The following is a 24,316-nucleotide window of genomic DNA, read 5'->3' as shown; positions in this document are numbered from 1 at the left end:
GCTTCGAAGCCCGCCCGTGAACGCCTCCGCCCCCAAAGAAGTCGCCGACCAGGCCACCCGCCCCCCCGAAGATGCCGCCTACCTGGGCGCCGCCCTTGCCCTGGCCCGCATCAGCATCCGGGGGGCGCGCACGCACAACCTCAAGAACATCGACCTGGACATCCCGCGCAACAAGCTGGTGGTGATCACCGGCCTGTCCGGCTCGGGCAAGTCCAGCCTGGCCTTCGACACGCTGTACGCCGAGGGGCAGCGGCGGTATGTGGAAAGCCTGTCGGCCTATGCGCGGCAGTTCCTGCAACTGATGGACAAGCCCGACGTCGACATGATCGAAGGCCTGTCGCCGGCCATCAGCATCGAACAGAAGGCCACCAGCCACAACCCGCGCTCCACCGTGGGCACGGTTACGGAAATCCACGACTACCTGCGCCTGCTGCTGGCCCGCGCCGGCACGCCATACTGCCCCGAGCACCAGCTGGCGCTGCAGGCCCAGACGGTCAGCCAGATGGTGGACGCGGTGCTCTCGCTGGAGGGCGAGCCGCGCCTGATGATCCTGGCGCCGGTGGCGCGCGAGAAGAAAGGCGAGTTCGCCGAACTGTTCACGGAGATGCAGGCGGCCGGCTACGTACGCTTCCGGGTCGATGGCCGGACCCACGAATACAGCGACCTGCCCCAGCTCAAGAAGACCGAGAAGCACGACATCGACGTCGTGATCGACCGCCTGCGGGCGCGGCCCGACATGCAGCAGCGCCTGGCCGAAAGCTTCGAGGCGGCCCTGCGGCTGGCCGGCGGGCGGGCGATCGCGCTGGAGCTGGGCAGCGAGGGTGCACCCGACAAGGAGCACCTGTTCAACGCCAAGTTCGCGTGCCCGATCTGCCACTACTCCCTGGCCGAGCTGGAGCCGCGCCTGTTCTCGTTCAACTCGCCGATCGGCGCCTGCCCGGCCTGCGACGGGCTGGGCCACCGCGAGTTCTTCGATCCAACCCGGGTGGTGGCTTTCCCGTCGCTGAGCCTGGCCAGCGGCGCCATCAAGGGCTGGGACCGGCGCAACGGCTACTACTTCAGCCTGCTCGAGAGCGTGGCCAAGCATTACAAGTTCGACATCGACGCGCCCTTCGAGTCGCTGCCCGCGTCGGTCCAGCAGGTGCTGCTGAACGGCTCAGGCGGCGAGGAGATCAAGTTCAGCTACACCATGGAGTCGGGCGCGCAGGCCGGCAAGAAGCTCACGCGCAGGCATCCGTTCGAGGGAATCATCCCGAACATGGTGCGGCGCTACCGCGAGACGGACTCGGCGATGGTGCGCGAGGAGCTGGCCCGCTACCGCAGCGTCCAGCCCTGCCCGGACTGCGGCGGCTCGCGCCTGCGCATCGAGTCGCGCAACGTCTTCCTGGTGGGCGAGCCGGCACAGGCCGGCGAGGCGCCGGGCCGCATGGCCATCTACGAGATCAGCCGGCTCACGCTGCGCGAATGCCTGGCCTACTTCCAGGGCCTGCACCTGCGTGGCGCCAAGGCCGAGATCGCCGACAAGGTGGTGCGCGAGATCGGCCTGCGCCTGAAATTCCTCAACGACGTCGGCCTGAACTACCTGAGCCTCGACCGCAGCGCCGACACCCTCTCTGGCGGCGAGGCGCAGCGCATCCGGCTGGCATCGCAGATCGGCTCGGGCCTGACCGGGGTGATGTACGTGCTGGACGAGCCGAGCATCGGCCTGCACCAGCGCGACAACGACCGGCTCATCGGCACGCTCAAGCACCTGCGCGACATCGGCAACAGCGTGATCGTGGTCGAGCACGACGAGGACATGATCCAGGCCGCCGACCATGTCATCGACATGGGGCCCGGCGCCGGCGTGCACGGTGGCCGCGTGATGGCGCAGGGCAGCTACCAGGAAGTGGCCGACACCCCCGATTCGCTCACAGGCCAGTACCTGTCGGGGCGCCGCAGCATCGCCGTGCCCGCACGGCGCACGCCGCGCCTGCCGGTGGTGAGCCCGCAGCCGGCCGCCGGCAAGGCACAGGCGGCCGAGACCGCCAAGCGCTCCCGCTTTCCGATGAGCCCTGCGGCCGAACGGCGCGCCGCAGCCCAGGCGCAGGCCGCCGCCCAGCCCGTGGACGCCCATGCCCTGCAGCTCATTCGCGTGCTTGGCGCCAGCGGCAACAACCTGAAGAACGTCAGCGTCGACTTCCCGGTGGGCCTGTTCACCTGCGTGACCGGCGTCTCCGGCTCGGGCAAGTCGACCCTGGTCAACGACACGCTGTATGCGGCCGCGGCGCGCCAGATCTACCGCGCGCATGACGAGCCGGCGCCGTACGACGCCATCGAAGGGCTGGAGAACTTCGACAAGGTCATCAACGTCGACCAGTCGCCGATCGGCCGCACGCCGCGAAGCAACCCGGCCACCTACACCGGGCTGTTCACGCCGATCCGCGAGTTGATGGCAGAAACCAACACGGCGAAGGAGCGCGGCTACGGTCCGGGGCGCTTCTCGTTCAACGTGGCCGGCGGACGATGCGAGGCCTGCCAGGGGGACGGCATGGTCAAGGTGGAGATGCACTTCCTGCCCGACGTGTACGTGCCCTGCGAGGTCTGCCACGGCCAGCGCTACAACCGCGAGACGCTCGAGGTCCAGTACAAGGGCCGCAACATCGCGCAGATTCTCGACATGACGGTCGAGACCGCGCACGAATTCCTGAAGGCGGTGCCGGCCATCGAGCGCAAGCTCAGGACGCTGCTGGACGTCGGGCTGAGCTACATCAAGCTGGGCCAGAGTGCGACCACGCTGTCGGGCGGCGAGGCCCAGCGCGTCAAGCTGGCGCTGGAACTATCCAAGCGCGACACCGGTCGCACGCTCTATATCCTCGACGAGCCGACCACCGGGCTGCACTTCGCCGACATCGAGCTGCTGCTGAAGGTGCTGCACCAACTGCGCGACGCGGGCAACACCATCGTGGTGATCGAGCACAACCTAGACGTGATCAAGACCGCCGACTGGCTCATCGACATGGGCCCGGAAGGCGGCGCCGGTGGCGGGACCGTGGTGGGCGAGGGCACGCCCGAGCAATTGGCGGGCAACGAAGCCAGCCACACGGGGCGGTATCTCAAGCGATTGCTGGGGCGGTAGGCGCCGCCACCACGTCGACTTGGTCGACTTCCGGGGCTGCGAGGCATGACCCGACAGGTCATGGACGCCCCGCTCTATCCGCGCGAAAGTGCCATCAACCGGCGCCAGCAAGGCACCGGCTGCCAAGCGCCCGGGCATGCAGGGCCTCGCAAGGAAGAGAGAAAGTCCATCATGAACGGCACCGACCTGCTTCCCCTGGCCGTGGGCCTGCTCATCGGCATTGCCGCGCTCGGCTCCTGCCTGGGCATCGGAAACCTCGGCGGAAAGCTGCTGGAGGCAGCCGCACGCCAGCCCGAACTCAAGGACCAGCTGCAAGGCACCTTCTTCCTGGCCGCGGGCGTGACCGACGGCGCCTTCATCATCGCGACCGGCATCGCGCTGTGGTTCGCCACGGCGAATCCGTTCGCTGGCTGAGACGCGTCGCGCTTGGCGTGCGCTGCGGCGCCAATCCCATGTAGCGCCGGCGCGCGGAAGTTGACACCCGCTGTCCGGATGCATCTAATCTGCCCGTCATCGCATCGAGAACAAGGCCCACGATGAAAGACGACATCGCGATTGATGAGCGCCAGCGCAAGAAGGAAGAGTTCCGCAGCTTCATCTTCCTCACGGCCGTGATGGTGCCTGTGCTGTCGGTCATCGTCGTCGCGGGCTACGGCTTTCTGGTCTGGATGACCCAGATGGTGAGCGGTCCACCCACCAGCTGAACAGTTTCCGACGGACAGGCTGCCCGCGTAAAGGCGCGCGGACGACATCTTCTTGCTGTCTCAACGGTGAGGGAGGGTGCCTGCGCGCCCTCCGGAGGAGTTGGCCGATGCTCGAAACGAATGCCTGCATCACGCACGCACAGGATGAGCCGGATGAATGGCACATCGCGGGTGTCGTCGTGCATGCCCATCCGGCGCACCTGCAGGAAGTCCGGCGCCACGTGGCAGGGCTGGCGGGCGCCGAGATCCACGCCGTCGGCGACGACGGCAAGCTGATCATCACGCTCGAGGCAGCGAGCTTCCGGGCGATCGCGTCGCAACTCGACGCGCTGCACGCCGTCCACGGCGTGCTGTCCGCGGCGCTGGTCTACCAGCACGGCGAGGACGCCGCGTCCATGGACGAGGAGATCGCACCATGAGCCACTGCCCGGCCGATCCGACGATGGCTCGCACCGCGGCGCGTTGCGCGGAGGTCGCCTTATGAGCACCCGTCGGGATTTCATCAAGCGCAGCGCAGTGGCGGCCACCGCCTCCGTCGCAGGCGTCCACCTGCCGGCCGAGTCCGCCAATTTCGTCACCGAAAGTGACATGACGAAGCTGAAGTGGTCGAAGGCGCCCTGCCGCTTCTGCGGCACCGGCTGCGGCGTCACGGTCGCCGTCAAGGACAACCATGTCGTGGCCACGCAGGGCGACCCGGAAGCGGCCGTCAACCGCGGGCTCAACTGCGTCAAGGGCTACTTCCTGTCCAAGATCATGTATGGCAGCGACCGCCTCACGCGGCCGCTGCTGCGCGTGAAAGATGGCAAGTACGACAAGAACGGCGAGTTCGCGCCGGTCAGCTGGCAGCAGGCCTTCGACGTCATGGAGCAGCAGTTCAAGCGCGTGCTCAAGGACAAGGGCCCCGAGGCGGTGGGCATGTTCGGCTCCGGCCAGTGGACGGTGTTCGAGGGCTATGCCGCGGTCAAGCTGATGAAGGCGGGTTTCCGCTCGAACCACATCGACCCGAACGCGCGGCACTGCATGGCCTCGGCCGTCACCGGCTTCATGCGCACCTTCGGCATGGACGAGCCGATGGGCTGCTACGACGACTTCGAGAACGCCGACGCCTTCGTGCTGTGGGGCTCGAACATGGCGGAGATGCACCCGATCCTGTGGACGCGCATCACCGACCGGCGACTGAGCCATCCCAAGTGCAAGGTTGCCGTGCTGTCGACCTTCGGGCACCGCTGTTTCGACCTGGCGGACATGCCGATCATCTTCACGCCGCAGACCGACCTGGCCATCCTCAACTACATCGCGCACCACATCATCAGCAGCGGCAAGGTCAACAAGGACTTCGTCGAGAAGCACACCGTATTCAAGAAGGGCGTGACCGACATCGGCTATGGCCTGCGCGCGGACAACCCGCTGGAGACGGCAGCCAAGAATGCGGCCAACCCGAATGCGGCGTCGCCGATGACGTTCGACGAGTTCGCCAGCTTCGTCTCCAAATACGACGCCAACTACGTGAGCAAGCTGTCCGGCGTGTCGAAGGAGCACCTGCTGAGGCTGGCCGAGCTCTATGCCGACCCGAACATCAAGGTCATGTCGCTGTGGACCATGGGCTTCAACCAGCACACGCGGGGGACCTGGGCCAACAACATGATCTACAACGTGCACCTGCTGACGGGAAAGATCTCGCAGCCGGGCAACGGCCCCATGTCGCTGACCGGCCAGCCGTCGGCCTGCGGGACCGCACGCGAAGTGGGCACGTTCTCGCACCGGCTGCCGGCCGACATGGTGGTGACCAACCCCGAGCACCGCGCGCATGCCGAGAAGACCTGGCGCGTGCCGCCCGGCACGGTGCCGGCCAAGCCGGGTTACCACGCGGTGGAACAGAACCGCGCACTCAAGGACGGCAAGCTCAACGCCTACTGGGTGATGTGCAACAACAACATGCAGGCGGCCGCGAACATGGTGCAGGAGACCCTGCCCGGCTACCGCAACCCCGACAACTTCGTGGTCGTCACCGACGCCTATCCCACCGTCACTGCGCTCGCCGCCGACCTCGTGCTGCCCGCCGCGATGTGGGTAGAAAAGGAAGGCGCCTACGGCAACGCCGAGCGACGAACCCAGTTCTGGCACCAGCTGGTCGATGCCCCGGGCGAGGCGCGCTCGGACCTGTGGCAGCTGGTGGAGTTCTCGAAGCGCTTCAAGGTCGAGGAAGTGTGGCCCGCCGACCTGGTGGCGGCCCAGCCGGAGTTGCGCGGCAAGACGCTGTACGACGTGCTCTATCGCAACGGAAATGTCGACAAGTTCCCGCTCAGCGAAGTCTCGTCGGACTACGCCAACTATGAGTCGAAGGAGTTCGGCTTCTACATCCAGAAGGGTCTGTTCGAGGAATATGCCAGCTTCGGCCGCGGCCACGGGCACGATCTGGCGCCGTTCGACACCTACCACGAGGTACGCGGCCTGCGCTGGCCGGTGGTGGACGGCAAGGAGACGCTGTGGCGCTACCGCGAAGGCAGCGACCCGTACGTCAAGGCCGGCAAGGGTTTCGACTTCTATGGGCATCCCGACGGCAAGGCGGTGATCTTCGCGCTGCCCTACGAGCCGCCGCCCGAGGTGCCGGACAAGGAGTATCCGTACTGGCTCGCCACCGGGCGCGTGCTCGAGCACTGGCACTCCGGCTCGATGACGCGGCGCGTGCCCGAACTGTACCGCGCCTTTCCGAACGCGCTGTGCTTCATGCACCCGCAGGACGCGCGCGACATGGGCCTGCGGCGCGGCGTCGAGGTCGAGGTGGTGTCGCGGCGCGGCAAGATGCGCACCCGCATAGAGACGCGGGGACGCGACACGCCGCCGCGCGGGCTGGTGTTCGTGCCGTGGTTCGACGCCAGCCAATTGATCAACAAGGTCACGCTGGACGCGACCTGCCCGATCTCGCACCAGACCGACTACAAGAAGTGCGCGGTCAAGATCGTGAAGGTGTAGACCATGCTCGCGCCCATGCTCCGCGCAGCCCCTGCGCGCCCTTCCTGCCCCGCCGCGGGTGTGGCCGATCCGGCCGGGTCCCTCGTGCGGCTGCTGTGCAGTGGCCTGTTGCTGCTGTGCCTCATGATGCTGGCTGCGCCGGCGCCGGCGCAGCAGAACCGGGCTGCGGCGGCGCCCGAACAGGGGCTGGTCGACTCGATGCGCGGCCACACCGACCTCGACAAGCAGGCCACGCCGCCGTTGATCTTCCCGACCGAGAACAAGGACGTGAGACGCACGCGCAACTACACGATGCAGCCGCCGACCATTCCGCACTCGATCGACGGCTACCAGGTCGACAAGGACTTCAACCGCTGCATGTTCTGCCACGCGCGCACAGCGGCGGAGGCGGCCAAGTCGATCCCGGTGAGCATCACCCACTACATGGACCGCGACGGCCACGTGCTGGCCGACGTCTCGCCGCGCCGCTACTTCTGCACGCAGTGCCACGTGCCGCAGGCCGACGCCAAGCCGCTGGTGAGCAATGACTTCGTCGACGTGGAGAAGCTGCTCAAGCGCACGCCGGGCGTGCTCGGCAGCAAGTAGGTCCGCATGCAAGCCCTCGTCCAACTGGTCAAGCGCTACTGGCGGACCGTCACCCGCCCCAGCGTGCACTACAGCCTGGGCTTCCTCACGCTCGGGGGATTCATCGCCGGCGTGGTGTTCTGGGGCGCCTTCAACACGGCCATGGAGCTGACCAATACCGAGACCTTCTGCACCGGCTGCCACGAGATGCGCGACAACGTCTACCAGGAGCTGCAGACCACCATCCACTTCACCAATCGCAGCGGCGTGCGCGCGGTCTGCTCCAACTGCCACGTGCCGCACGACTGGACCGACAAGATCGCCCGCAAGATGCAGGCGTCCAAGGAGGTCTGGGGCAAGATCTTCGGCACTATCAGCACGCGCGAGAAGTTCCTCGACAAGCGCCTCGAACTGGCCCAGCACGAATGGGCGCGCATGAAGGCCAACGATTCGCTCGAGTGCCGAAACTGCCACGACTACGCCTCGATGGATTTCACCCGGCAGAGCCCGCGTGCGCAACAGATGCATTCCACCTACCTGGCCAACAAGGAAAAGACCTGCATCGACTGCCACAAGGGCATCGCGCACCACCTTCCGGACGTGGCCAAAGCCAAGGAGCAATGACGCGTGGCCATCGCGGCGGCCGTACCGAGCGAAGCCGCGGACACCTGCTTGGGCGCGCACGCCATGGGCGTGAGCCGCGGCGGCCGGATGCTGCTGGCGTCGGTCGACTTCGAATTGCGCGCGGGCGAGCTGCTGCAGCTGCATGGCCCCAACGGCAGCGGCAAGTCCAGCCTGCTGCGCGTACTGTGCGGCCTCCTGCCTCCGGCGTCGGGCGAAGTCCGTTGGAACGCGCAGCCCGTGCGCGCGGGCGACCCGCACTTCCTGCCCACAGTCGCCTACCTGGGTCATTCCGACGGGATCGATGCGGACCTCAGCGCCGCAGAGAACCTTCGCTTCGCGGCGCAACTGGCCGGCAAGACGGCGCACGACGCGCAGATCGACGCGTGCCTCGATGCGCTGGGCATGGGGTGGGCGGCGCACTCGCCGGTGCGTGCCTTGTCGCAAGGGCAGCGCCGTCGCGTCGCGCTGGCGCGCCTGGCGCTGCTGCCGTGCGCGCTGTGGTTGCTCGACGAGCCACTGAGCGGCCTGGACGAGGAGGCGGCGGCTCGCTTCGACATCCTGCTGCAGGCGCACCTGCGACGCGGCGGCATGGCGGTGGTGGCCACCCACCAGCCTCTTTCGCCGCCGGGCCGCATCCTGCGGCTGGACGCATGACGCTGGCGCGCGACCTGCGGCGCTCGTTCGCCGCCATTGTCCGGCAGGACGTGCTGCGCGCCTGGCGTCGGCGCGGACAGGTGTTCGCCGGCCTGCTGTTCTTCGTCATTGCCTGCAGCCTCTATCCGCTCGCGATCGGGCCCGAAGCCCGGCAGCTGCGGCTGCTGGCCCCGGGCATGCTCTGGGTGACGGCGCTGCTGGCGTCCATGCTGTCGCTCTCGCGGCTTTTCTCGCGCGAGTTCGCCGACGGCAGCCTGGACCAGTTGCTGCTCTCCCCGCAACCGCTGGCCTGGCTGGTACTGGCCAAGATCTGTGCGCACTGGCTGACCAGCGGCCTGCCGCTGATGCTGCTCACGCCGCTGCTGGCGCAGCAGTACGGGATGCCGTTTGCCGCGGCCATGGGGCTGGCCGCCTCGCTGATGGTCGGCACGCCGGTGCTCAGCCTGATCGGCGCCGTCGGCGCGGCGCTCACCCTGGGCGTGCGCGGCGGCGCGGTGCTGCTTTGCATCCTCGTGCTGCCGCTGTGTGCGCCGGTGCTGGTGTTCGGCGCGGCGGCCGGTGCGGCGGCCGACGCCGGCCTGCCCATGACGGCCGAACTCTCGCTGCTGGGCGCGTGCCTGGCGCTGTCGTTGCTGCTGTGCCCGCTGGCGGCAGCCGCCGGCCTGCGCATTGCCGCCGAATAGGAAGAAACGCAATGCCGCCGACTTCTTCCACCGACACCACCCTGGCGCATCGCCCCAACAGCCGCGCCCGGCCCTCGGGCTGGCTGGCCTACGCATCCGCCGTGCGCTTCGATCCGCTGGCGGGGCGGCTGGCGCCATGGTGTTTCGCGGCGGCGGCGATCCTGGCTCTGGCCGGGCTGTACGTGGGCTTCGGCGTGGCGCCCACCGACGCCCAGCAGGGCGAGGTCTACCGCATCATCTTCATCCACGTCCCGGCGGCGTGGATGTCGATGTTCATCTACCTGCTCATGGCGATCTACGGCGGCCTGGCCCTGTGGCTGGGCACCCGGCTGTCGTCGATGATGGCGTCGGCGCTGGCACCGACCGGCGCACTGTTCACCGCCATTGCGCTCGTCACCGGAGCGCTGTGGGGCCAGCCGACCTGGGGCACCTGGTGGGTCTGGGATGCGCGCCTGACGTCCGAGCTGCTGCTGCTTTTCCTCTATCTCGGCTTCATGGCGCTGGAAGGCGCGATCGACGAGCCGCGCCGGGCCGAGCGCGCCTGCGCGGTGCTGGCGCTGGTCGGCTCGCTCAACCTGCCGGTCATCTACTTCTCGGTGCAGTGGTGGAACACGCTGCACCAGGGCGCCTCGGTGAGCCTGACGGCCGCGCCGACCATGGCCCGCACCATGCTCGCCGGCATGCTGCTGATGGCGCTGGCGTGCTGGCTCTACACCATCGCCGTGGCGCTGGTGCGGGTGCGCCTGCTGCTGCGCGAACGCGGCCTGCTGCCGGGCGGAAAGCGGTCGGAGGGCGCGGCATGACCGAGCTGCTGCAGCGCGTCCTGGCCGGCGGCCACGAAAGCTTCATCGCGGCGGCCTACGGCATCAGCCTGGCGCTGATCGTGGTCGAACTCGTGCTGCTGCGGCGCCGTGCGCGCCGCGCGAGGACCAGGACGTGACGCGCCGCCAGCGCCGGCTCGCGCTCCTGCTGGCCGCCCTGCTGTGCGGCGGCGCGGCCACCGCCCTGGTGCTCAACGCCTTTCGCTCCAACCTGGTGTTCTTCTACACGCCCAGCCAGGTGGCCGCGCACGAGGCGCCGCTGGCGCGCAGCTTCCGCATCGGCGGGCTGGTGGAGGCCGGATCGGTACGGCGCGAAGGCGACGGCATGACCGTCCACTTCACGGTGACCGATACCGCGCGTACCGTGCCGGTGGTCTACCGGGGCCTGCTGCCCGACCTTTTCCGCGAAGGCAAGGGCGTGGTGGCGCGCGGCCGGCTGGGCGCCGACGGCGCCTTTCTTGCGAGCGAGGTGCTGGCCAAGCATGACGAGAACTACATGCCGCCCGAAGCGGCCGACGCCGTGGCGCGTGCCCGGCCGAAGCCGCCGGCGGCCATGGATCCGCGATGATTGCCGAGCTGGGCCACTTCTGCCTGATCGTCGCGCTGCTGGTCGCCCTGGCGCAGGCGGCGCTTCCGCTGGCCGGCGCAGTGCGCCGCCAGGCGCGCTGGACTGCACTGGCCTTTCCCGCGGCGCGCGTGCAGTGCGCGCTGGTCGCGCTGTCATTCGCCAGCCTCGCCTGGGCCTTTGCCGACAACGACTTCAGCGTGCGCTACGTCGCGGCCAACTCCAACACCGCATTGCCGCTGCCCTACCGCCTGGCGGCGGTGTGGGGCTCGCACGAGGGCTCGATGCTCCTGTGGGCCCTGATGCTGGCCGGCTGGTCCTGCGCCGTATCGTTCTTCTCGCGCCAACTGCCGCCGGCGCAGGTGGCACGCGTGCTCGGGGTCATGGGTGCCATCAGCGCAGGGTTCCTGGCCTTCCTGCTGTTCGCCTCCAACCCCTTCGTCCGCCTGATGCCGCCGCCCATGGAGGGGCGCGACCTCAATCCGCTGCTGCAGGACCCGGGCATGGTGTTCCATCCGCCGCTGCTGTACATGGGCTATGTCGGCTTCTCGGTCAGCTTCGCCTTCGCGGTGACCGCACTGTTCGCCGGCCGGCTCGACGCCGCGTGGGCGCGTTGGTCGCGGCCGTGGACCACGGCGGCCTGGTGCTTCCTGACGCTGGGCATCATGCTCGGCAGCGCATGGGCCTACTACGAACTGGGCTGGGGCGGCTGGTGGTTCTGGGACCCGGTGGAGAACGCCTCGTTCATGCCGTGGCTGTGCGGCACCGCGCTGATCCATTCGCTGGCCGTGACCGAGAAGCGCGGCGCCCTGCGCGGCTGGACCACATTGCTGGCGGTCATCACGTTCTCGCTGAGCCTGCTGGGCACCTTCCTGGTCCGCTCCGGCATCCTGACCTCGGTGCACGCCTTCGCGGTCGACCCGGCGCGCGGCGCCTTCATCCTGGCGCTGCTGGCGCTGTTCGCCGGCGGTGCGCTGCTGCTGTTCGGGCTGCGCGCATCCAGCCTGGCGCGGCATGCGGACTTCGGACTGGTCTCGCGCGAGAGCTTCCTGCTGGCCAACAACGTGCTGCTCGCGGTGGCGGCGGCCACCGTGCTGCTGGGCACGCTCTATCCGCTGCTGCTGGACTTGCTGGGGCTGGGCAAGATCTCCGTCGGCCCGGCGTATTTCGAGCAAGTGTTCGTGCCGCTGATGGTGCCGGCCGTACTGCTGATGGGCGTGGCACCCATGGCGCGCTGGCGCGACAGTCCGGCCGCCGGGCTGCTGCCGCGGCTGCGCTGGGCCGGCGCGGCCAGCCTGGCCCTGGCATTGGGGCTGACCGCCCTGCTGCCCCGGCCCTCCGCACCGACCGGCCTGGGCCTTCTGCTGGCGCTGTGGTGCGTGGCCAGTGCCCTGGCCAGCCTGGCCGACCGCCTGCGGCAGGCGCGGGGGAGGCGCCTGGCCGCTCTGCGGCAACTGCCGGCCGCGTACGCGGGCATGCTGGTGGCGCACGCGGGCGTTGGCGTGTTCATTGCAGGCGTCACCCTGTCGCTCGGCCAGGCGCAGGAACGCGAACTGCCGATGCGCGCCGGCGACATGGTCGAACTCGCGGGCCTTCAGTTCCGCTTCGACGGCGTGGCGCCGGCCCAGGGCCCCAACTACGATGCCTTGCGCGGGCAGGTCGAGGTGCTGCGCGAGGGCCGTCCGGTGGCACGGCTGACGCCGGAGCGGCGCCTCTACCGCAGTCAGCAGATGCCGACCACCGAGGCATCGATCGACACCTCGCTCAGGCGCGACCTGTACGTTGCGATGGGAGAATCGCTGCCCGGCGAGCGCTGGGCGGTGCGGCTGCACGTCAAGCCCTTCATCGCCTGGATCTGGATCGGCTGCCTGCTCATGGCCTGCGGAGGCGCGCTGGCTGCGGCAGATCGCCGTTACCGGCTGGCACGCCAGACGCGCCCGGCGGTGCATCCCGGCGGCGCGGAACTGCACACATGAAGGCACGCCACCTCGGCCCGCTGCTGCTGTTCGTCGGTCTGGGCGTGGCCCTGCTCGCCGGACTGCAGCGCGACCCGCGCGAGTTGCCCTCTGCGCTGCTGGGCAAGCCCCTGCCCGTGCTCGAGCTGCCCGCGCTCGACGACGGCGCCGCGCCCTTTGCCAGCGCCGGCATGCGGGGCCGGCCCTGGCTGCTCAACGTCTGGGCCTCCTGGTGCACGCCCTGCCAGCTGGAGCATCCGCTGCTGGTGCGGCTGGCGCGCGACCAGGGCGCACCGCTCGTCGGCCTGAACTACAAGGATTCGCCCGAGGCGGCACGGGCCTGGCTGCGCCGGCTGGGCAACCCTTTCGTCGCCAACGCGGCCGATGCCGATGGCCGCGCCGGCATCGACCTGGGCGTGTACGGCGTTCCCGAGACCTTCGTCATCGACCGCGCCGGTCGTGTCCGATTGCGCCATGCCGGCCCTCTGACGGAACAGGTGCTGCGCGACCAGCTCATGCCGCTGCTGCGCCGTCTCGAGCAGGAGGGCCCCGGCGATGCCTAGGGCGCCGATGGTCCGCCTGCCGTCGGCGGTGCTGGCCGCGCTGGCGGCGCTGTCGGTTGCGCAGGCGGCGGCCACGCTCGACGACGCCGCGCTGGATGCGCGCGCACACGCGCTCGAGCAGCAGCTTCGCTGCGTGGTCTGCCAGAACCAGAGCCTGGCCGAATCCAACGCGCCGCTGGCGCAGGACTTGCGCCAGCGCGTGCGCGAGCAGTTGCGTAACGGTGCCGACGAAGAAGCCATCAAGCGCTACATGGTCGAACGCTATGGCGACTTCGTGCTCTACGCGCCGCCCGTCAGGCCCGTGACCTGGATGCTCTGGTTCGGGCCGCCGATCCTGTTGGCGGCCATTGCCGCGCTCCTGCTGCGGCGGTCGCGCCGCCGGCGCGGCGGCGGCGCGCCGCTGAGCGCGGACGAGCGGGCGAAGCTGCAGCGCCTGCTGCAGCACGACGGCGTCGCCGCGCGGGAGCGCGTGCGATGAATCACCGCCCGTCTGCCGCGACACCGGCTTGCGCAGCAGCGCGAGACCTCGAGGTGCCGCGATGATGAGCCTGTTCTGGGTCCTTTGCGCATGCATCGTCGGCGTGGCCGTGCTGTGCCTGCTGGTGCCGCTGCTGCGCCGGACGCCGCCCGGCACCGGCGTGCAGCCTGTCTCGCGCACCGCGGTGTATCGCGCGCAGGTCGACGAGCTCGGGCGCGACTTCGACGCCGGTGCGCTCGATCCGGCACAGCGCGCGCAGGAGCTCGACCATCTGGGCCGGCGCCTGCTCGACGATGCAGCGCATGCGACAGCGCCGCAGGCGGCGTCCGCCGCACCGCCGCGCGCCACGTTGCTGGCCAGCGTGCTGCTCGCCCTGTTGCCCAGCGCCGCGATCGTCCTGTACCTGCAGCTGGGCAACCCGATGGTCCTTTGGCAGGACGACGATCACGCCGACGCGCCCCAGCATCTGGCCAGCGGCGCCCAGGTGGAGGCCATGGTGACCCAGCTGGCGCAACGGCTGCGCGCCCAACCCGACGACGCCGAAGGATGGGAGTTGCTCGCGCGCTCCTACACCGTGCTGGAGCGGCCTGCGGATGCGAGCGCGGCCTACGCGCGCGCCGTGGCATTGCAGCCCGGCGATGCCCGCCTGCGCGCTGACTATGCCGACGTGCTTGCCAGCGCCGACGGCGGCTCGCTGCAAGGCCCCGCGCGCGCGCAGATCGAAGCCGCGCTGGCGCTCGATCCACGCCAGCCCAAGGCCTTGGCGCTGGCCGGCAGCGCAGCCTTGCAGCGCGGCGACAAGCTCGAAGCGATTGCCCGGTGGGAGCAACTGGTGGCGCAGCTGCCCCCCGATTCGCAGACCGCGCAGCGCATCGCCGCCGATCTGGCGCTGGTGCGCGCCGAAGTCCGCGCCGGAGACGCCCCGGCCACCAAGGCCGCTGCGCCCGCCATGGCCACCGGCCCCGGCTCGGGCGCCACGGGGCCAGATCGCACTGCCGCCGACACCACCGCCGCGCTGTCAGCCTCGCAAGTAGCCGGCCGCGTCACGCTCGGCGGCGTAGCCGGCCGCAAGCCCGGGCCGGACGAGGTGCTCTTCGTCTATGCCCGGCCGATCGACGGCAGCCGCATGCCGTTGGCCGTTCTGCGGCGCAAGGCAAGCGACCTGCCGTTGGATTTCACGCTGGACGACAGCCTGGCGATGCGCCCGGACCTGCGCCTTTCGGGGCATGCGCAGGTGATGCTGCAGGCCCGCATCTCCGCCAGCGGCCAGGCCATGCCGCAGCCGGGCGACCTGGTCGGCAGCGCCGGCCCGGTGGCCGTGGGCAGCCGCCAGGTGCAGCTGGTCATCGACGGCGAGGTGCCGCCCGGCGACCGACGTTGACTCGCCGCCCTACCTGACCGGCAGCGGCAGCGCGCGGTCCACCGGCACCGCGGTCACGGCGTTCTCGGGCGAGCCGTCGACCAGCTTCTCGGAATAGGTGAGGTAGACCAGCGTGTGGCGCGGCACGTCGACCATGCGCACCACGCGCAAGCGCTTGAAGAGCACCGACTGCCGCTGGCTGAACACCTCTTCCTGGCGCGGCAGCGGCTCGCTGATCTGGATCTGGCCGACCTGGCGGCAGGCGATGGACGCCTCGGCCTTGTCCTCGGCCAGCCCCAGCGCGCCGGAGACGCCGCCGGTGACGGCGCGCGAGACGTAGCAGGCCACGCCCTTGACCTTCGGATCGTCGTAGGCCTCGACCACGACCTTGTGGTCCGGGCCGATCAGCTTGAAGGCGGTGTCCACCTCGCCGACCCGCTCGGCGTGCGCAGCGCCCAACGCAACCAACAGCAGCAGCGGCGGCGACGCGGCAAGCCGCCATGCAGTGATCTTCTTCATGCTCTTTCTCTCCCTTCGGCTTGCGCCTTGTCGCCTGCTACGGCCTGATCCGGATCATGCCCTCCTGCGCCGTCGACGCGACCAGGCGGCCGTCGCGCGTGAAGATACTTCCGCGGCACAAGGCGCGGGCGCCGCCGGCATTGGGCGAATCGATGACGTACAGCAGCCACTCGTCCATGCGGAAGTCGCGATGGAACCACATGGCATGGTCGAGGCTCGCCACGCGCATGCGCCCGCGCAGGAAAGTCAGCCCGTGCGGGTTCATCGCGGCGCGCAGCAGGCCGTTGTCGGAAGCGTAGGCCAGCACGGCACGGTGCACGATCGGGTCGTCCGGCAGCGGCGCGACGGCGCGCATCCAGATCATGGAGCGCGGCGCCACCCGCTCGGGCGCGAGCAGGTCGGGCGCATCGACCACGCGAAACTCGAGGCCCTGCGACACCAGCCCGCGCAGGCGCAGGTCGTCCGGCACCTTGTCGCCCAGCGCCAGGCGCCGCTCGTACTCGGTCGGCTGGGCGAGCGGGTCCGGCGCCGGCGGCATGTCGTCCTGGTGGTCGATGCCGTCGTCGCGCGTCTGGAACGACGCGGCCATCTCGAAGATCTCGCGGCCGTCCTGGCGCGCGATCACGTGGCGGGTGCTGAAGCTGCGCCCATCACGCGGACGGTGCACGGTGTAGTCGATCGGCGCGTGCTCGCCCGGCAGCAGGAAGTAGGCGTGCAGCGAATGCACGGCGCGCTCGGCCGGGACGGTGCGCTGGGCCGCCAGCAATGCCTGGCCCAGGACCTGGCCGCCATAGACGGCGGGCGTGCCGATGTCGTCGCTGCGGCCCCGGAACCGGTCCTCGCCGGTCGGCTCGAGTTGCATCAGGGCGACCAGTGCCGCCACAAGGGATGCCGCCGTGGCGGGATCGGGGGGATTGGAATTCGTGGAAGTCATGGCAGGCGGATCGCAAAGGCGAGACCTTAGCAAATCCCGCGCCCTGCGCCTGTCGCGCGGGGGCGCAGCGCCTGGGCTCAGTACTTCACGCGGGCGAGGGCGCGCAGCCGCTCGGGGGTCGTGACAGGCAGCCCGAAGAATTCCAGGTAGGCCGGAATCATCTCGAACAGCATGTCGGTGCCGACCTGCACGCGGCAGCCGCGCGCCTGGGCGGCTGCCAGCAAGGCCGTGGTTTCCGTGCGCATCACCACTTCGCCGACCAGGGTGCCGGACTGCAGCCGGTCGACGTCGAACGGCAGCGGATCGCCCTCGGCCATGCCCAGCGGCGTGGCATTGACCACCAGGCCGAAGCCTTGCGGATCGGCGCTGCCAGTGTGCACCGGCAGGTGCGGATGGTGCTCGCGCAGCCGCGCCGCCAACGCCAGCGCCACGCCGGCGTTCACGTCGAACAGCGCCAGTTCGCCCACGCCCGCCTGGGCCAGCGAGGCGGCGATGGCGCTGCCCACGCCGCCGGCGCCGACCACCAGCGCGCGCGTGTCCGGCAGGCGAACGCCCTTGCGCTGCACCCCGCGCACGAAGCCGGCTCCGTCGAACTGGTCGCCCTGCAGGCGGCCGTCAGGCAGGCGCCGCACCGCATTGCAGGCGCCGGCCACCCGCACCGTCGGCGTGACTTCGTCGAGCAGGTCGACCACGCTCACCTTGTGCGGCATGGTGATCAGCGCCCCACGCACGTTGTCCATGCGAAACAGGCTGCGCAGGGCATGCGCGAAATCTTCGGGCCTGCAGGCGAAGGGCACCACCACCGCGTTGATCCCGTCCGCCTCGAAGTACGGGTTGTAGATCATCGGCGCCTTGAAGGCGTGGGTGGGATAGCCCAGGTGGGCGATCACCTCTGTCCGGCCGTCGATGTTCACGTGCGTGCGCTGCCTGTTCGCGGAGTTGCCCCGAGCGCTACTTGCGTGCCTTGTCCAGTTCGGCCATGACGGCGTTGACGGTGTCCTGGCCCACCGTGGCGGTGTGCTTGGCGATCACCGGCTTCATCTTCTCGCGCAGCTTGGCCACCTCTGCCGGCGGCAGTTCCGTCACTTCCATGCCGCTCTTCTTGAGTTCCGCCAGGATGCTGGCGGCCTGCGCGCGCGACTGCTCGCGCTCGTACACGGCCGACTCCGTCGCAGCCTCCTGCAGGATCTTCTGGTCGCCGGCGGACAGCGAATCCCAGAACTTCTTGCTGATCACCACCGACTGCGGGTTGTATTGGTGGTTGGTCAGCGTCATGTACTTCTGCACTTCGTACAGCTTGGCGCCGCGGATGGTGGCCACCGGGTTCTCCTGGCCGTCGACCGCCTTCTGCTCCAGCGCCGCGTACAGCTCGGGGAACGGCAGCGGCGTGGGGTTGGCGCCCAGCGCGCTCACCCAGTCGATGTTGATCGGGTTGGGAATCACGCGCAGCTTCAGCCCTGCGATGTCCTCGACCTTGGCCACCGGACGGCGGCTGTTGGTCAGCTGGCGAAAGCCCAGCTCGTAGTACGCCAGCCCGACCAGGCCCTTGTCTTCCAGCTTCTTGTGCAGACCGGTGCCGAACGGCCCGTCGACCACCGCGTCGGCTTCCTTCGGCGTGCCGAACAGGAAGGGGAAGTCGTAGATGGCGAATTCCTTGACGATGCTGGCGAAGATGCCCGAGTTCATCGAGGCCATCTCCAGCGTGCCGCCCTGCAGGGCCGACAGGTTGGCCTGGTCGCTGCCCAGCGCGCCTCCCGGGTACACGTTGACCTTGAGCTTGCCGCCCGACTTGGCCTCGACGAGTTGCCCGAACTTCTCCATGCCCAGCACGATCGGGTGGCCGGCAGCGTTCTGGTTGGCGAACTTGATGGTCCGCGTCTGGGCCTGCACCTGCCCGAGCCCGATGGCGGCGAGCGCGCTGGCGGCGATGACCGTCTTGATGAAGTGGCGTTTCATGTTGTCTCCGTTCGTCGTCGTTGGAAAGGGAAAAGGCGTGGCGCGCCGCGCCGCTCAGCCGTGCAGCCAGCGTGCCGGCACCATGACCAGGCTGGGGAACAGCACCAGCAGGAACATCACGGCGAACTGCGCCACCATGAAGGGCCACACGCCCTTGGTCACGTCATCCATGCTGACCTTGCCGACGCCGGCCACGGTGCTCAGCACCGTGCCCACCGGCGGCGTGATCAGGCCGATGGCGTTGTTGATCATGAACAGCACGCCGAAGTACACCGGGTCGATGCCGGCGGCCTTGATGATCGGCATGAACACCGGCGTGAGGATCAGGATGGTCGGCGTCATGTCCATCGCCGTGCCCACCAGCATCGTGATGACCATGATGGCGATCATCAGCAGCGTGGGGCTGTCGAGCAGCGGCTTGAGCAGCGTGACCAGCTCGGCCGGCAGGTTGGCCACCGTGATCATCCAGGCCGACACCATGGCCGCCGCCACCAGGAACATGATCACCGCAGTGGTCTGTGCCGCCGCGGCGAACAGGCCGAACAGTTGCTTGAACTTGAGCTCGCCATAGATCACGGTCGAGACGAACAGCGCGTACACCGCCGCGACCACTGCCGCCTCGGTCGGCGTGAACACGCCGAATTTCAGGCCGACCACCACGATGACCGGCAGCACCAGGGCGAAGGTCGCGTCCTTGAGTGCCAGCAGGACTTCGCGGCTGCCGGCGCGCGGCTGCGCCTCGATCTTTTCCTTGCGCACCAGCCACCACCAGGTGAGCCAGAGCGCGGCGCCCAGCATGATCCCCGGCGCGATGCCGGCCAGGAACAGCTTGGAGATCGAGACGTTGGCGGCCACGCCGAAGATGACGAAGCCGATCGACGGCGGGATGATCGGCGCGATGATGCTGGCAGACGACAGCAGGCCGGCCGAGCGCGCCGTGTCGTAGCCGGCGCGGTTCATCATCGGCAGCAGCAGCGCGGCCAGCGCCGCGGCGTCAGCCACCGCCGAACCCGAAAGCGACGCCATGATGACTGCGGCCATGATGCCCACGTAGCCCAGGCCGCCCTTGATGTGCCCGACCAGCGTCATGGCGAAATGGACGATGCGCCGCGACAGGCCGCCGGCGTTCATGATCTCGCCGGCCAGCATGAAGAAGGGCACGGCCAGCAGCGGGAAGCTGTTGGCGCCCTCGATGGTGTTCTGCGCGAGGATCTGGACATCGAACATGTCCATGTGCCACATGAGCGCGGCGCCGCATACCAGCAGCGAGAAGGCGATGGGCACGCCCAGCGCCATGGCGCCGAGCAGCGCACCCAGGAAGATCGCGATCGTCACCTGGCCACCTCCGCCGGCGGAGCGTCCTCGGACTCTGCGACGGAGACCAGGCGGTCGTCGCTGATCCGGCCGGTGAACAGCAGCCACAACTCATGCGCGAAGATCAGGCCGGCCAGCAGCGAGAAGACCATGCCGCTGACGTACAGCCACGCCATGGAAGCCTCCATGACGGCGCTGGTGGTGCCGTAGTTGATGCGGGTCTGCTGCCAGGCCCCGCGCAGCATCCACCAGCAGATGGCCAGCATGAGCAGGTGCGCGACCGCAAAGCAGACCTTACGGCCGGCCATCGGCAGGCGGGCCACGAGTGCGTCGGTGCCCAGGTGCGCGCGATTGCGCACCGCCACCACCGCGCCGAGGAAGGTCATCCACACGAAGAGCCAGCGCGACAGCTCCTCCGAGACGGTGATGCCCGAATTGAAGCCATAGCGCAGCACGACGTTGCCGAACACCATGATGACCATGAGCGCGAGCGCCAGGACCATCAGGATGACGAACAACCGGCAGATGCGGTCGATGAGGAACTGGATCACGAGTTGTCTCCGATCCGCCGATTTTGTACGGACTGGTTAGTTTTTCAATCGCGGGTAAACCCACCCGCCGACGGCCGCGGGCGGCAGTCCCGCGGGTGCTACTTGCGCACGAAGCGCACCACCATCTCCGACACGTTGGCACGGCGCTGGGCGATGTAGGCGGGCGACTGCATGTCGAGCTTGAAGATTGTGCCGAACGTGTGGCGATTGGCCACGTTGAAGAAGCTCAGCGCCGAGATGGAGGCATGGATGTCCACCGGGTCGAGTCCCGGGCGGAACACCCCGGCCTCGACGCCGCGCAGGTAGAGATCGCGGATCGCCGCGATGGCCGGCACGTTCAGGTCCTGGATGCGCTGGCTGCGCGCCATGTATTGGCCGCGGTTGATGTTCTCGGACATCACCAGGCGGATGTAGTTCTCGTGGTGCAGGTGATGGTCGAAGGTGAACTCGACCAGACGGCGCAGGGCGTCCTCCGGCGACAGGTTCTGCAGGTTCAGCTCGGACTCGACGTCGCGCACGCGCCGGTACGACTCCTCCAGCACGGCCAGGTACAACCCTTCCTTGCCGCCGAAGTAGTAGTAGATCATGCGCTTGCTGGTGTGCGTCGCCTCGGCGATGTCGTCGATGCGCGCCCCGGCCAGCCCCTTCTCGCCGAACTCCACCGCCGCCACGGCCAGGATGTTCGCCTGGGTGCGCTCAGGGTCGTTGGTCCGCCCCGGCGCCTTGCGTGCCGGCGCCGCGCTGCGCCCGCCCGGGCGGCGCGCTCCGGCATGTACCAGTTCGTTCATTCATGAAGTATAGGCTGCGCGTGGGCCGCCGCGGGCATGCGGTGCGGGTGCGCGCAAGCCCGCCGCCGGCGGCATGGCCTTGCTCGGCGCATGCGTATTGCCGCCCACCTGCGCGCCCCGGCCAAGCTGCTCTAGGATCGCGCCGATCATGAGCGAACGACCTGCCCCATCATCGGCAAGCAGCCTCGTATCCGCGGACGCGTCGACCGAACTGGCGGCGCGCCGCACGGGCATGTCCTTTCAGCGAACGCGCATGAGCGCCGACCGCACGCTGATGTCGGTGATCCGCACCTCGCTGTCGCTGATCGGCTTCGGCTTCACGATCTTCCAGTTCTTCCACAAGCTGCACGACTCGGGCGTGCTCAAGAACAGCGAAGCCTCCCGCAACTTCGGTCAGGCGCTGGTGTGGCTGGGCGTGTTCCTGCTGATCTTCGGCATTGTCTACCACTGGCGCTTCATGGTCGAGCTGCGGCGCGAGCGCGAGGCCATGCGCGCGGCAGGCCTCATACATGCCGACAGCGGCTTTCCGGTATCGATGACGCTCATCGTCGCGCTGCTGCTCCTGGCCATGGGCTGCCTGGCGATCTTCAGCATGAACTTCGGCATCGGGCCCTTCGGCACATAGGCCGGCCGCCCCGGCTCACACAGGCTCGCCGCGGTCGCGTTGCGCCAGGCCCGCGTTTTCTCGAGCGATCTTGCGGGCCTCCTGGAGATCGCGGCTGAGAAAGTAGCCCAGCACGGTGCGGATCGCCGCGATGACACCCAGGCGCCCCAGTTCGTCCCAGCTCGGGGACACGACCGTGGACACCAGATCGGCCGCCAGCAGGAACTCCAGCCCGACGATGACCCAGCGCGACAGGCCTTGCCAGACCCCGAGGGTGATCTCGTTGACCGGCCGGCGCGCGAGGACGCCCGCCAGCAGGTCTTTGATCGCCATCAGCGCCCCGATGCCGAGCAGCACCAGCGTGATCGCCTCGAGCAGGTGCGACAGGTACAAGGCGGCGGTGTGAAGGATGTCTTCCATGCGCTGGGGCCGATGGCGATGCCGACTTTAAACCCTGCCCGGAGAAAACCCAACGCCCGGTCGGCACGCGGGCACGCCTGCCGGAAGGCCCGAGGGCCCGCCACCGCCTTCAGGCAGCGCCGTCCCTGTCGCGCTCGGCATAGCCCAGCGACCGACTCAGTTCGCTGGCGGCATTGCACACGGCCGGGATCACCAGGCTGGATACCGTCTTGTCGTCGAACACATACGAGGTGGCCGTGGCATTGATTCCGGCGACCGCGTTTCCCCGCGCATCGAGTATGGGCGCGGCGACCGAGCGAATCCCTTCCTGGAACTCCCCGTCATTGAAGACGTAGCCTTGCTCGCGCGCGCGCCTGAGGTTTCGCCGAAGCGTATTCGGGTCCACCGTCGATTTCGGGGTGCGCGCCTGAAGCGGCTCGCCGCCGACGATCTCGTCGAGCGCGTCGTCGGACTGGTGGGCGAGCAGGATGCGGCCGATGGAGGTGGCGTAAGCCGGCAGGCGCGAACCTACGTGAATGTTGATGGCGGTCGGCAACTGGACGCGCGCCTGGGCAATGTAGACCAGTTCGTTTCGCTCCAGGATTGCCAGATGCGTCGATGCACCCACTTGCGTGCGCAGGCGATCGAGAACCGGTTGCGCCATCTCCACCAGCGGTACGCGGCTGAGATAGGCGAATCCCAACTGCATGGACATGCTCGTGAGGCGAAACGCCCGGCCGGACTCGTCTCGCGTGAGGTAGCCGAGCTTCTCAAGCGTATGGACGAAACGAAACGGCTTGGTGCGGCTCCAACCGAGCCTGGCGGCGATCTCGGGCAGCGTCAATGCGGGACGGTCACCGTCGAACACGTGCAGTACTGCCAACCCCTGGGCCAGCGCGTCGACCCAATAGGGGTCCTTTGCACTGGATGACGTCTCCTCACTCGGCGGGCCTGCCTCATTCGAGGACGGTTGCTTCTGTTTTCGTTGAACCATGAGGTGTGATTTGAGAGCGAGCCGATTCTACGTTTGACGCCCGGCGCCTTCGGCTCGGCACGAAGGCCGCCGGGGTCGTCAAGTCATCCTAGAAGCGATGTCGAATGCCGACCGCGTAGCCGTTGCCGCTCGACTTGCCGGTCATCCCGTCGTGCATGAAGACCGTGTACAGGTCGGTGCGTCGCGACAGGCTGTAGTCGTAGGCCAGCGAAGTGGTCTCGCGCTTGACGTCGGCCTGCCGGGTCTGCGACTTGGATGTCTGCCCATAGGAGACGAGCACCTTGCCCGGCCCGATCGGCACCGACCCCCCGATGGTCACCGTGTCGAGGTCGATGTCCGTGGCAGCATTGCTCAGGCTCGTGCTGATCATCTGGGCGTAGAGCTTGACGAACGTCAGGTCGTAGGAAGCGCCCAGGTTCCACAGGCGCGAGTCGCGCATGAGAGCGACCGTAGGCGGCGCCGCATAGTTCAGCGACATGTCGTCGATGCGCTCTCCGACGAGCCCCATGGAAAACGCGCCGCGCGTGAACGACAGCGATGCGCCGAAGCGCCTGCCGGCATTGGTCGATTCCGACGGCGCGTAGTAGAGAGCGCCGACCAATCCAGCGAACTTGGGCGTCTCATAGCTCACCGCATTGTTCCACGCCGAATCGGCGGCGCCGCTCCCGGTGAGCATCGGCTGGGTGATGCTGGAAAGATAGTTGTGCAGGAAGCTCGGGTTGAACGACGACGATCCGCCGAATGCGCTGTACCTGACCATGTTCGTGAAGCTCAGGGTGGTCTGGCGGCCCAGGCTGGCCGCGCCCCAACCGCCCTGGAGGCCTACCCAGCTCGAGCGCGAGAAGAACGGGTCGGTGTCGCTTCTGCCCATCTGCCCCGTATCGCTGCGGAAGAACGAGGTGAGTTCGAAGCGCACCCGCAAACCCCTGCCAAGCTCCTCGGCGCCACGAAACCCCAGGAACGACGTATTCAACCCGCCCCCGTCCACACGGTCCGAGGGCATGCTTGGCCGACCGGCAAGCTCCTTGTGATAGACCATCGTGTCCAAGAGCCCGAACACCTGTACATTCGACTGGGCGTGAAGGGGCATGACCATCAAGGCGAGCGCAGCAGCACTCAGCGCACGTTGCAGTTTCATCTGACTCTTTCTTTTTCGGGATGAGCAAAGCCGGCCGTGGCGGGCACACCCCTGCCA

The 24,316-nt window shown here is 68.6% G+C and carries 27 protein-coding genes; 17 read left to right on the top strand and 10 right to left on the bottom strand.

All coding sequences use genetic code 11. From position 1 onward, the window contains the following. Nucleotides 1–16: 16 nt before the first annotated feature. The 16 genes from uvrA (at nucleotide 17) to ccmI (ending at nucleotide 15,083) form a co-directional block, all read left to right on the top strand. Nucleotides 17–3,118, top strand: a complete 3,102-nt coding sequence (gene uvrA / locus VES41_RS07135; protein ID WP_414719052.1) for an excinuclease ABC subunit UvrA — start codon at nucleotides 17–19, stop codon at nucleotides 3,116–3,118. A 171-nt stretch (nucleotides 3,119–3,289) separates the two neighbouring features. After that, on the top strand, nucleotides 3,290–3,532 hold the full coding sequence (atpE, locus tag VES41_RS07130) for a F0F1 ATP synthase subunit C (protein ID WP_324815027.1): 243 nt from the start codon (nucleotides 3,290–3,292) through the stop codon (nucleotides 3,530–3,532). A gap of 122 nt (nucleotides 3,533–3,654) precedes the next feature. Continuing rightward, nucleotides 3,655–3,822: a periplasmic nitrate reductase, NapE protein gene (gene napE, locus VES41_RS07125; protein ID WP_324814776.1), complete on the top strand. Its 168-nt coding sequence runs from the start codon at nucleotides 3,655–3,657 to the stop codon at nucleotides 3,820–3,822. 107 nt (nucleotides 3,823–3,929) lie between these two features. Next, on the top strand, nucleotides 3,930–4,241 hold the full coding sequence (locus VES41_RS07120; RefSeq protein WP_324814774.1) for a chaperone NapD: 312 nt from the start codon (nucleotides 3,930–3,932) through the stop codon (nucleotides 4,239–4,241). Nucleotides 4,242–4,302: 61 nt separating this feature from the next. Further along, entirely contained in the window at nucleotides 4,303–6,795 is a 2,493-nt protein-coding gene (gene napA / locus VES41_RS07115; protein ID WP_324814772.1) for a periplasmic nitrate reductase subunit alpha, read from the top strand. A 123-nt stretch (nucleotides 6,796–6,918) separates the two neighbouring features. Continuing rightward, nucleotides 6,919–7,380 (top strand): nitrate reductase cytochrome c-type subunit, encoded by a 462-nt coding sequence (locus VES41_RS07110; protein ID WP_324815025.1) that lies wholly within the window; start codon nucleotides 6,919–6,921, stop codon nucleotides 7,378–7,380. 6 nt (nucleotides 7,381–7,386) lie between these two features. Beyond that, on the top strand, nucleotides 7,387–7,983 hold the full coding sequence (locus VES41_RS07105) for a cytochrome c3 family protein (RefSeq protein WP_324814770.1): 597 nt from the start codon (nucleotides 7,387–7,389) through the stop codon (nucleotides 7,981–7,983). Between the two features lie 3 nt (nucleotides 7,984–7,986). After that, nucleotides 7,987–8,637, top strand: a complete 651-nt coding sequence (gene ccmA / locus VES41_RS07100; protein ID WP_324814768.1) for a cytochrome c biogenesis heme-transporting ATPase CcmA — start codon at nucleotides 7,987–7,989, stop codon at nucleotides 8,635–8,637. Beyond that, on the top strand, nucleotides 8,634–9,320 hold the full coding sequence (gene ccmB, locus VES41_RS07095; RefSeq protein ID WP_324814766.1) for a heme exporter protein CcmB: 687 nt from the start codon (nucleotides 8,634–8,636) through the stop codon (nucleotides 9,318–9,320). The genes ccmA and ccmB overlap by 4 nt, the downstream gene beginning before the upstream one ends. 11 nt (nucleotides 9,321–9,331) lie before the next feature. Continuing rightward, the gene (gene ccmC, locus VES41_RS07090) at nucleotides 9,332–10,123 is read left to right on the top strand and encodes a heme ABC transporter permease CcmC (protein WP_324814764.1); all 792 of its coding nucleotides are present in this window, start codon (nucleotides 9,332–9,334) and stop codon (nucleotides 10,121–10,123) included. Beyond that, nucleotides 10,120–10,260: a heme exporter protein CcmD gene (gene ccmD, locus VES41_RS07085; protein WP_324814761.1), complete on the top strand. Its 141-nt coding sequence runs from the start codon at nucleotides 10,120–10,122 to the stop codon at nucleotides 10,258–10,260. Before ccmC ends, ccmD begins: the two co-directional genes overlap by 4 nt. Continuing rightward, nucleotides 10,257–10,709 (top strand): cytochrome c maturation protein CcmE, encoded by a 453-nt coding sequence (gene ccmE, locus VES41_RS07080; RefSeq protein ID WP_324814758.1) that lies wholly within the window; start codon nucleotides 10,257–10,259, stop codon nucleotides 10,707–10,709. The genes ccmD and ccmE overlap by 4 nt, the downstream gene beginning before the upstream one ends. After that, on the top strand, nucleotides 10,706–12,682 hold the full coding sequence (locus VES41_RS07075) for a heme lyase CcmF/NrfE family subunit (RefSeq protein ID WP_324814755.1): 1,977 nt from the start codon (nucleotides 10,706–10,708) through the stop codon (nucleotides 12,680–12,682). Before ccmE ends, VES41_RS07075 begins: the two co-directional genes overlap by 4 nt. After that, a complete protein-coding gene (locus VES41_RS07070; RefSeq protein ID WP_324814752.1) occupies nucleotides 12,679–13,224 on the top strand; it encodes a DsbE family thiol:disulfide interchange protein in 546 nt (181 codons plus the stop codon). The genes VES41_RS07075 and VES41_RS07070 overlap by 4 nt, the downstream gene beginning before the upstream one ends. Further along, nucleotides 13,217–13,702, top strand: coding sequence for a cytochrome c-type biogenesis protein (locus tag VES41_RS07065; RefSeq protein WP_324814750.1), 486 nt, complete (start codon nucleotides 13,217–13,219; stop codon nucleotides 13,700–13,702). The genes VES41_RS07070 and VES41_RS07065 overlap by 8 nt, the downstream gene beginning before the upstream one ends. 64 nt (nucleotides 13,703–13,766) lie before the next feature. Then, nucleotides 13,767–15,083, top strand: coding sequence for a c-type cytochrome biogenesis protein CcmI (gene ccmI, locus VES41_RS07060; protein ID WP_324814749.1), 1,317 nt, complete (start codon nucleotides 13,767–13,769; stop codon nucleotides 15,081–15,083). A 9-nt stretch (nucleotides 15,084–15,092) separates the two neighbouring features. Here the strand turns inward: ccmI and VES41_RS07055 are convergent, their stop codons facing one another. The 7 genes from VES41_RS07055 to VES41_RS07025 all read right to left on the bottom strand — a co-directional run bounded on the left by VES41_RS07055 (nucleotide 15,093) and on the right by VES41_RS07025 (nucleotide 21,124). After that, nucleotides 15,093–15,581, bottom strand: coding sequence for a CreA family protein (locus VES41_RS07055; RefSeq protein ID WP_324814746.1), 489 nt, complete (start codon nucleotides 15,579–15,581; stop codon nucleotides 15,093–15,095). A 37-nt stretch (nucleotides 15,582–15,618) separates the two neighbouring features. Beyond that, nucleotides 15,619–16,515 (bottom strand): acyl-CoA thioesterase II, encoded by an 897-nt coding sequence (locus VES41_RS07050; protein ID WP_324814744.1) that lies wholly within the window; start codon nucleotides 16,513–16,515, stop codon nucleotides 15,619–15,621. 77 nt (nucleotides 16,516–16,592) lie between these two features. Further along, nucleotides 16,593–17,429, bottom strand: coding sequence for a shikimate dehydrogenase family protein (locus VES41_RS07045; protein ID WP_324814742.1), 837 nt, complete (start codon nucleotides 17,427–17,429; stop codon nucleotides 16,593–16,595). 37 nt (nucleotides 17,430–17,466) lie between these two features. Continuing rightward, on the bottom strand, nucleotides 17,467–18,471 hold the full coding sequence (locus tag VES41_RS07040) for a TRAP transporter substrate-binding protein (RefSeq protein ID WP_324814741.1): 1,005 nt from the start codon (nucleotides 18,469–18,471) through the stop codon (nucleotides 17,467–17,469). Nucleotides 18,472–18,525: 54 nt separating this feature from the next. Then, a complete protein-coding gene (locus tag VES41_RS07035; RefSeq protein WP_324814739.1) occupies nucleotides 18,526–19,806 on the bottom strand; it encodes a TRAP transporter large permease subunit in 1,281 nt (426 codons plus the stop codon). Next, nucleotides 19,803–20,336 carry a TRAP transporter small permease gene (locus VES41_RS07030; protein ID WP_324814736.1) on the bottom strand — a complete coding sequence of 178 codons (534 nt, stop codon included), beginning with the start codon at nucleotides 20,334–20,336 and terminating at the stop codon, nucleotides 19,803–19,805. The genes VES41_RS07035 and VES41_RS07030 overlap by 4 nt, the downstream gene beginning before the upstream one ends. Before the next feature lie 98 nt (nucleotides 20,337–20,434). Next, on the bottom strand, nucleotides 20,435–21,124 hold the full coding sequence (locus tag VES41_RS07025; protein WP_324814732.1) for a TetR/AcrR family transcriptional regulator: 690 nt from the start codon (nucleotides 21,122–21,124) through the stop codon (nucleotides 20,435–20,437). A 148-nt stretch (nucleotides 21,125–21,272) separates the two neighbouring features. Here VES41_RS07025 and VES41_RS07020 point away from each other — a divergent pair, with 148 nt between their 5' ends. After that, on the top strand, nucleotides 21,273–21,749 hold the full coding sequence (locus tag VES41_RS07020) for a DUF202 domain-containing protein (protein WP_324814729.1): 477 nt from the start codon (nucleotides 21,273–21,275) through the stop codon (nucleotides 21,747–21,749). Between the two features lie 15 nt (nucleotides 21,750–21,764). Here the strand turns inward: VES41_RS07020 and VES41_RS07015 are convergent, their stop codons facing one another. The 3 genes from VES41_RS07015 to VES41_RS07005 all read right to left on the bottom strand — a co-directional run bounded on the left by VES41_RS07015 (nucleotide 21,765) and on the right by VES41_RS07005 (nucleotide 24,259). Continuing rightward, entirely contained in the window at nucleotides 21,765–22,148 is a 384-nt protein-coding gene (locus VES41_RS07015) for a DUF1622 domain-containing protein (RefSeq protein WP_324814727.1), read from the bottom strand. 109 nt (nucleotides 22,149–22,257) lie between these two features. Next, nucleotides 22,258–23,121 carry an IclR family transcriptional regulator gene (locus VES41_RS07010; RefSeq protein WP_324814724.1) on the bottom strand — a complete coding sequence of 288 codons (864 nt, stop codon included), beginning with the start codon at nucleotides 23,119–23,121 and terminating at the stop codon, nucleotides 22,258–22,260. Nucleotides 23,122–23,209: 88 nt separating this feature from the next. Next, on the bottom strand, nucleotides 23,210–24,259 hold the full coding sequence (locus tag VES41_RS07005) for a porin (protein ID WP_324814722.1): 1,050 nt from the start codon (nucleotides 24,257–24,259) through the stop codon (nucleotides 23,210–23,212). Nucleotides 24,260–24,316 lie beyond the last annotated feature (57 nt).

The sequence above is a fragment of the Variovorax sp. genome (genome assembly GCF_035634955.1).
Lineage (GTDB): Bacteria > Pseudomonadota > Gammaproteobacteria > Burkholderiales > Burkholderiaceae_C > Variovorax.
The sequence above is the reverse complement of the archived record's forward strand: the minus strand, read 5'-3'. Positions and strand labels throughout refer to the sequence as shown.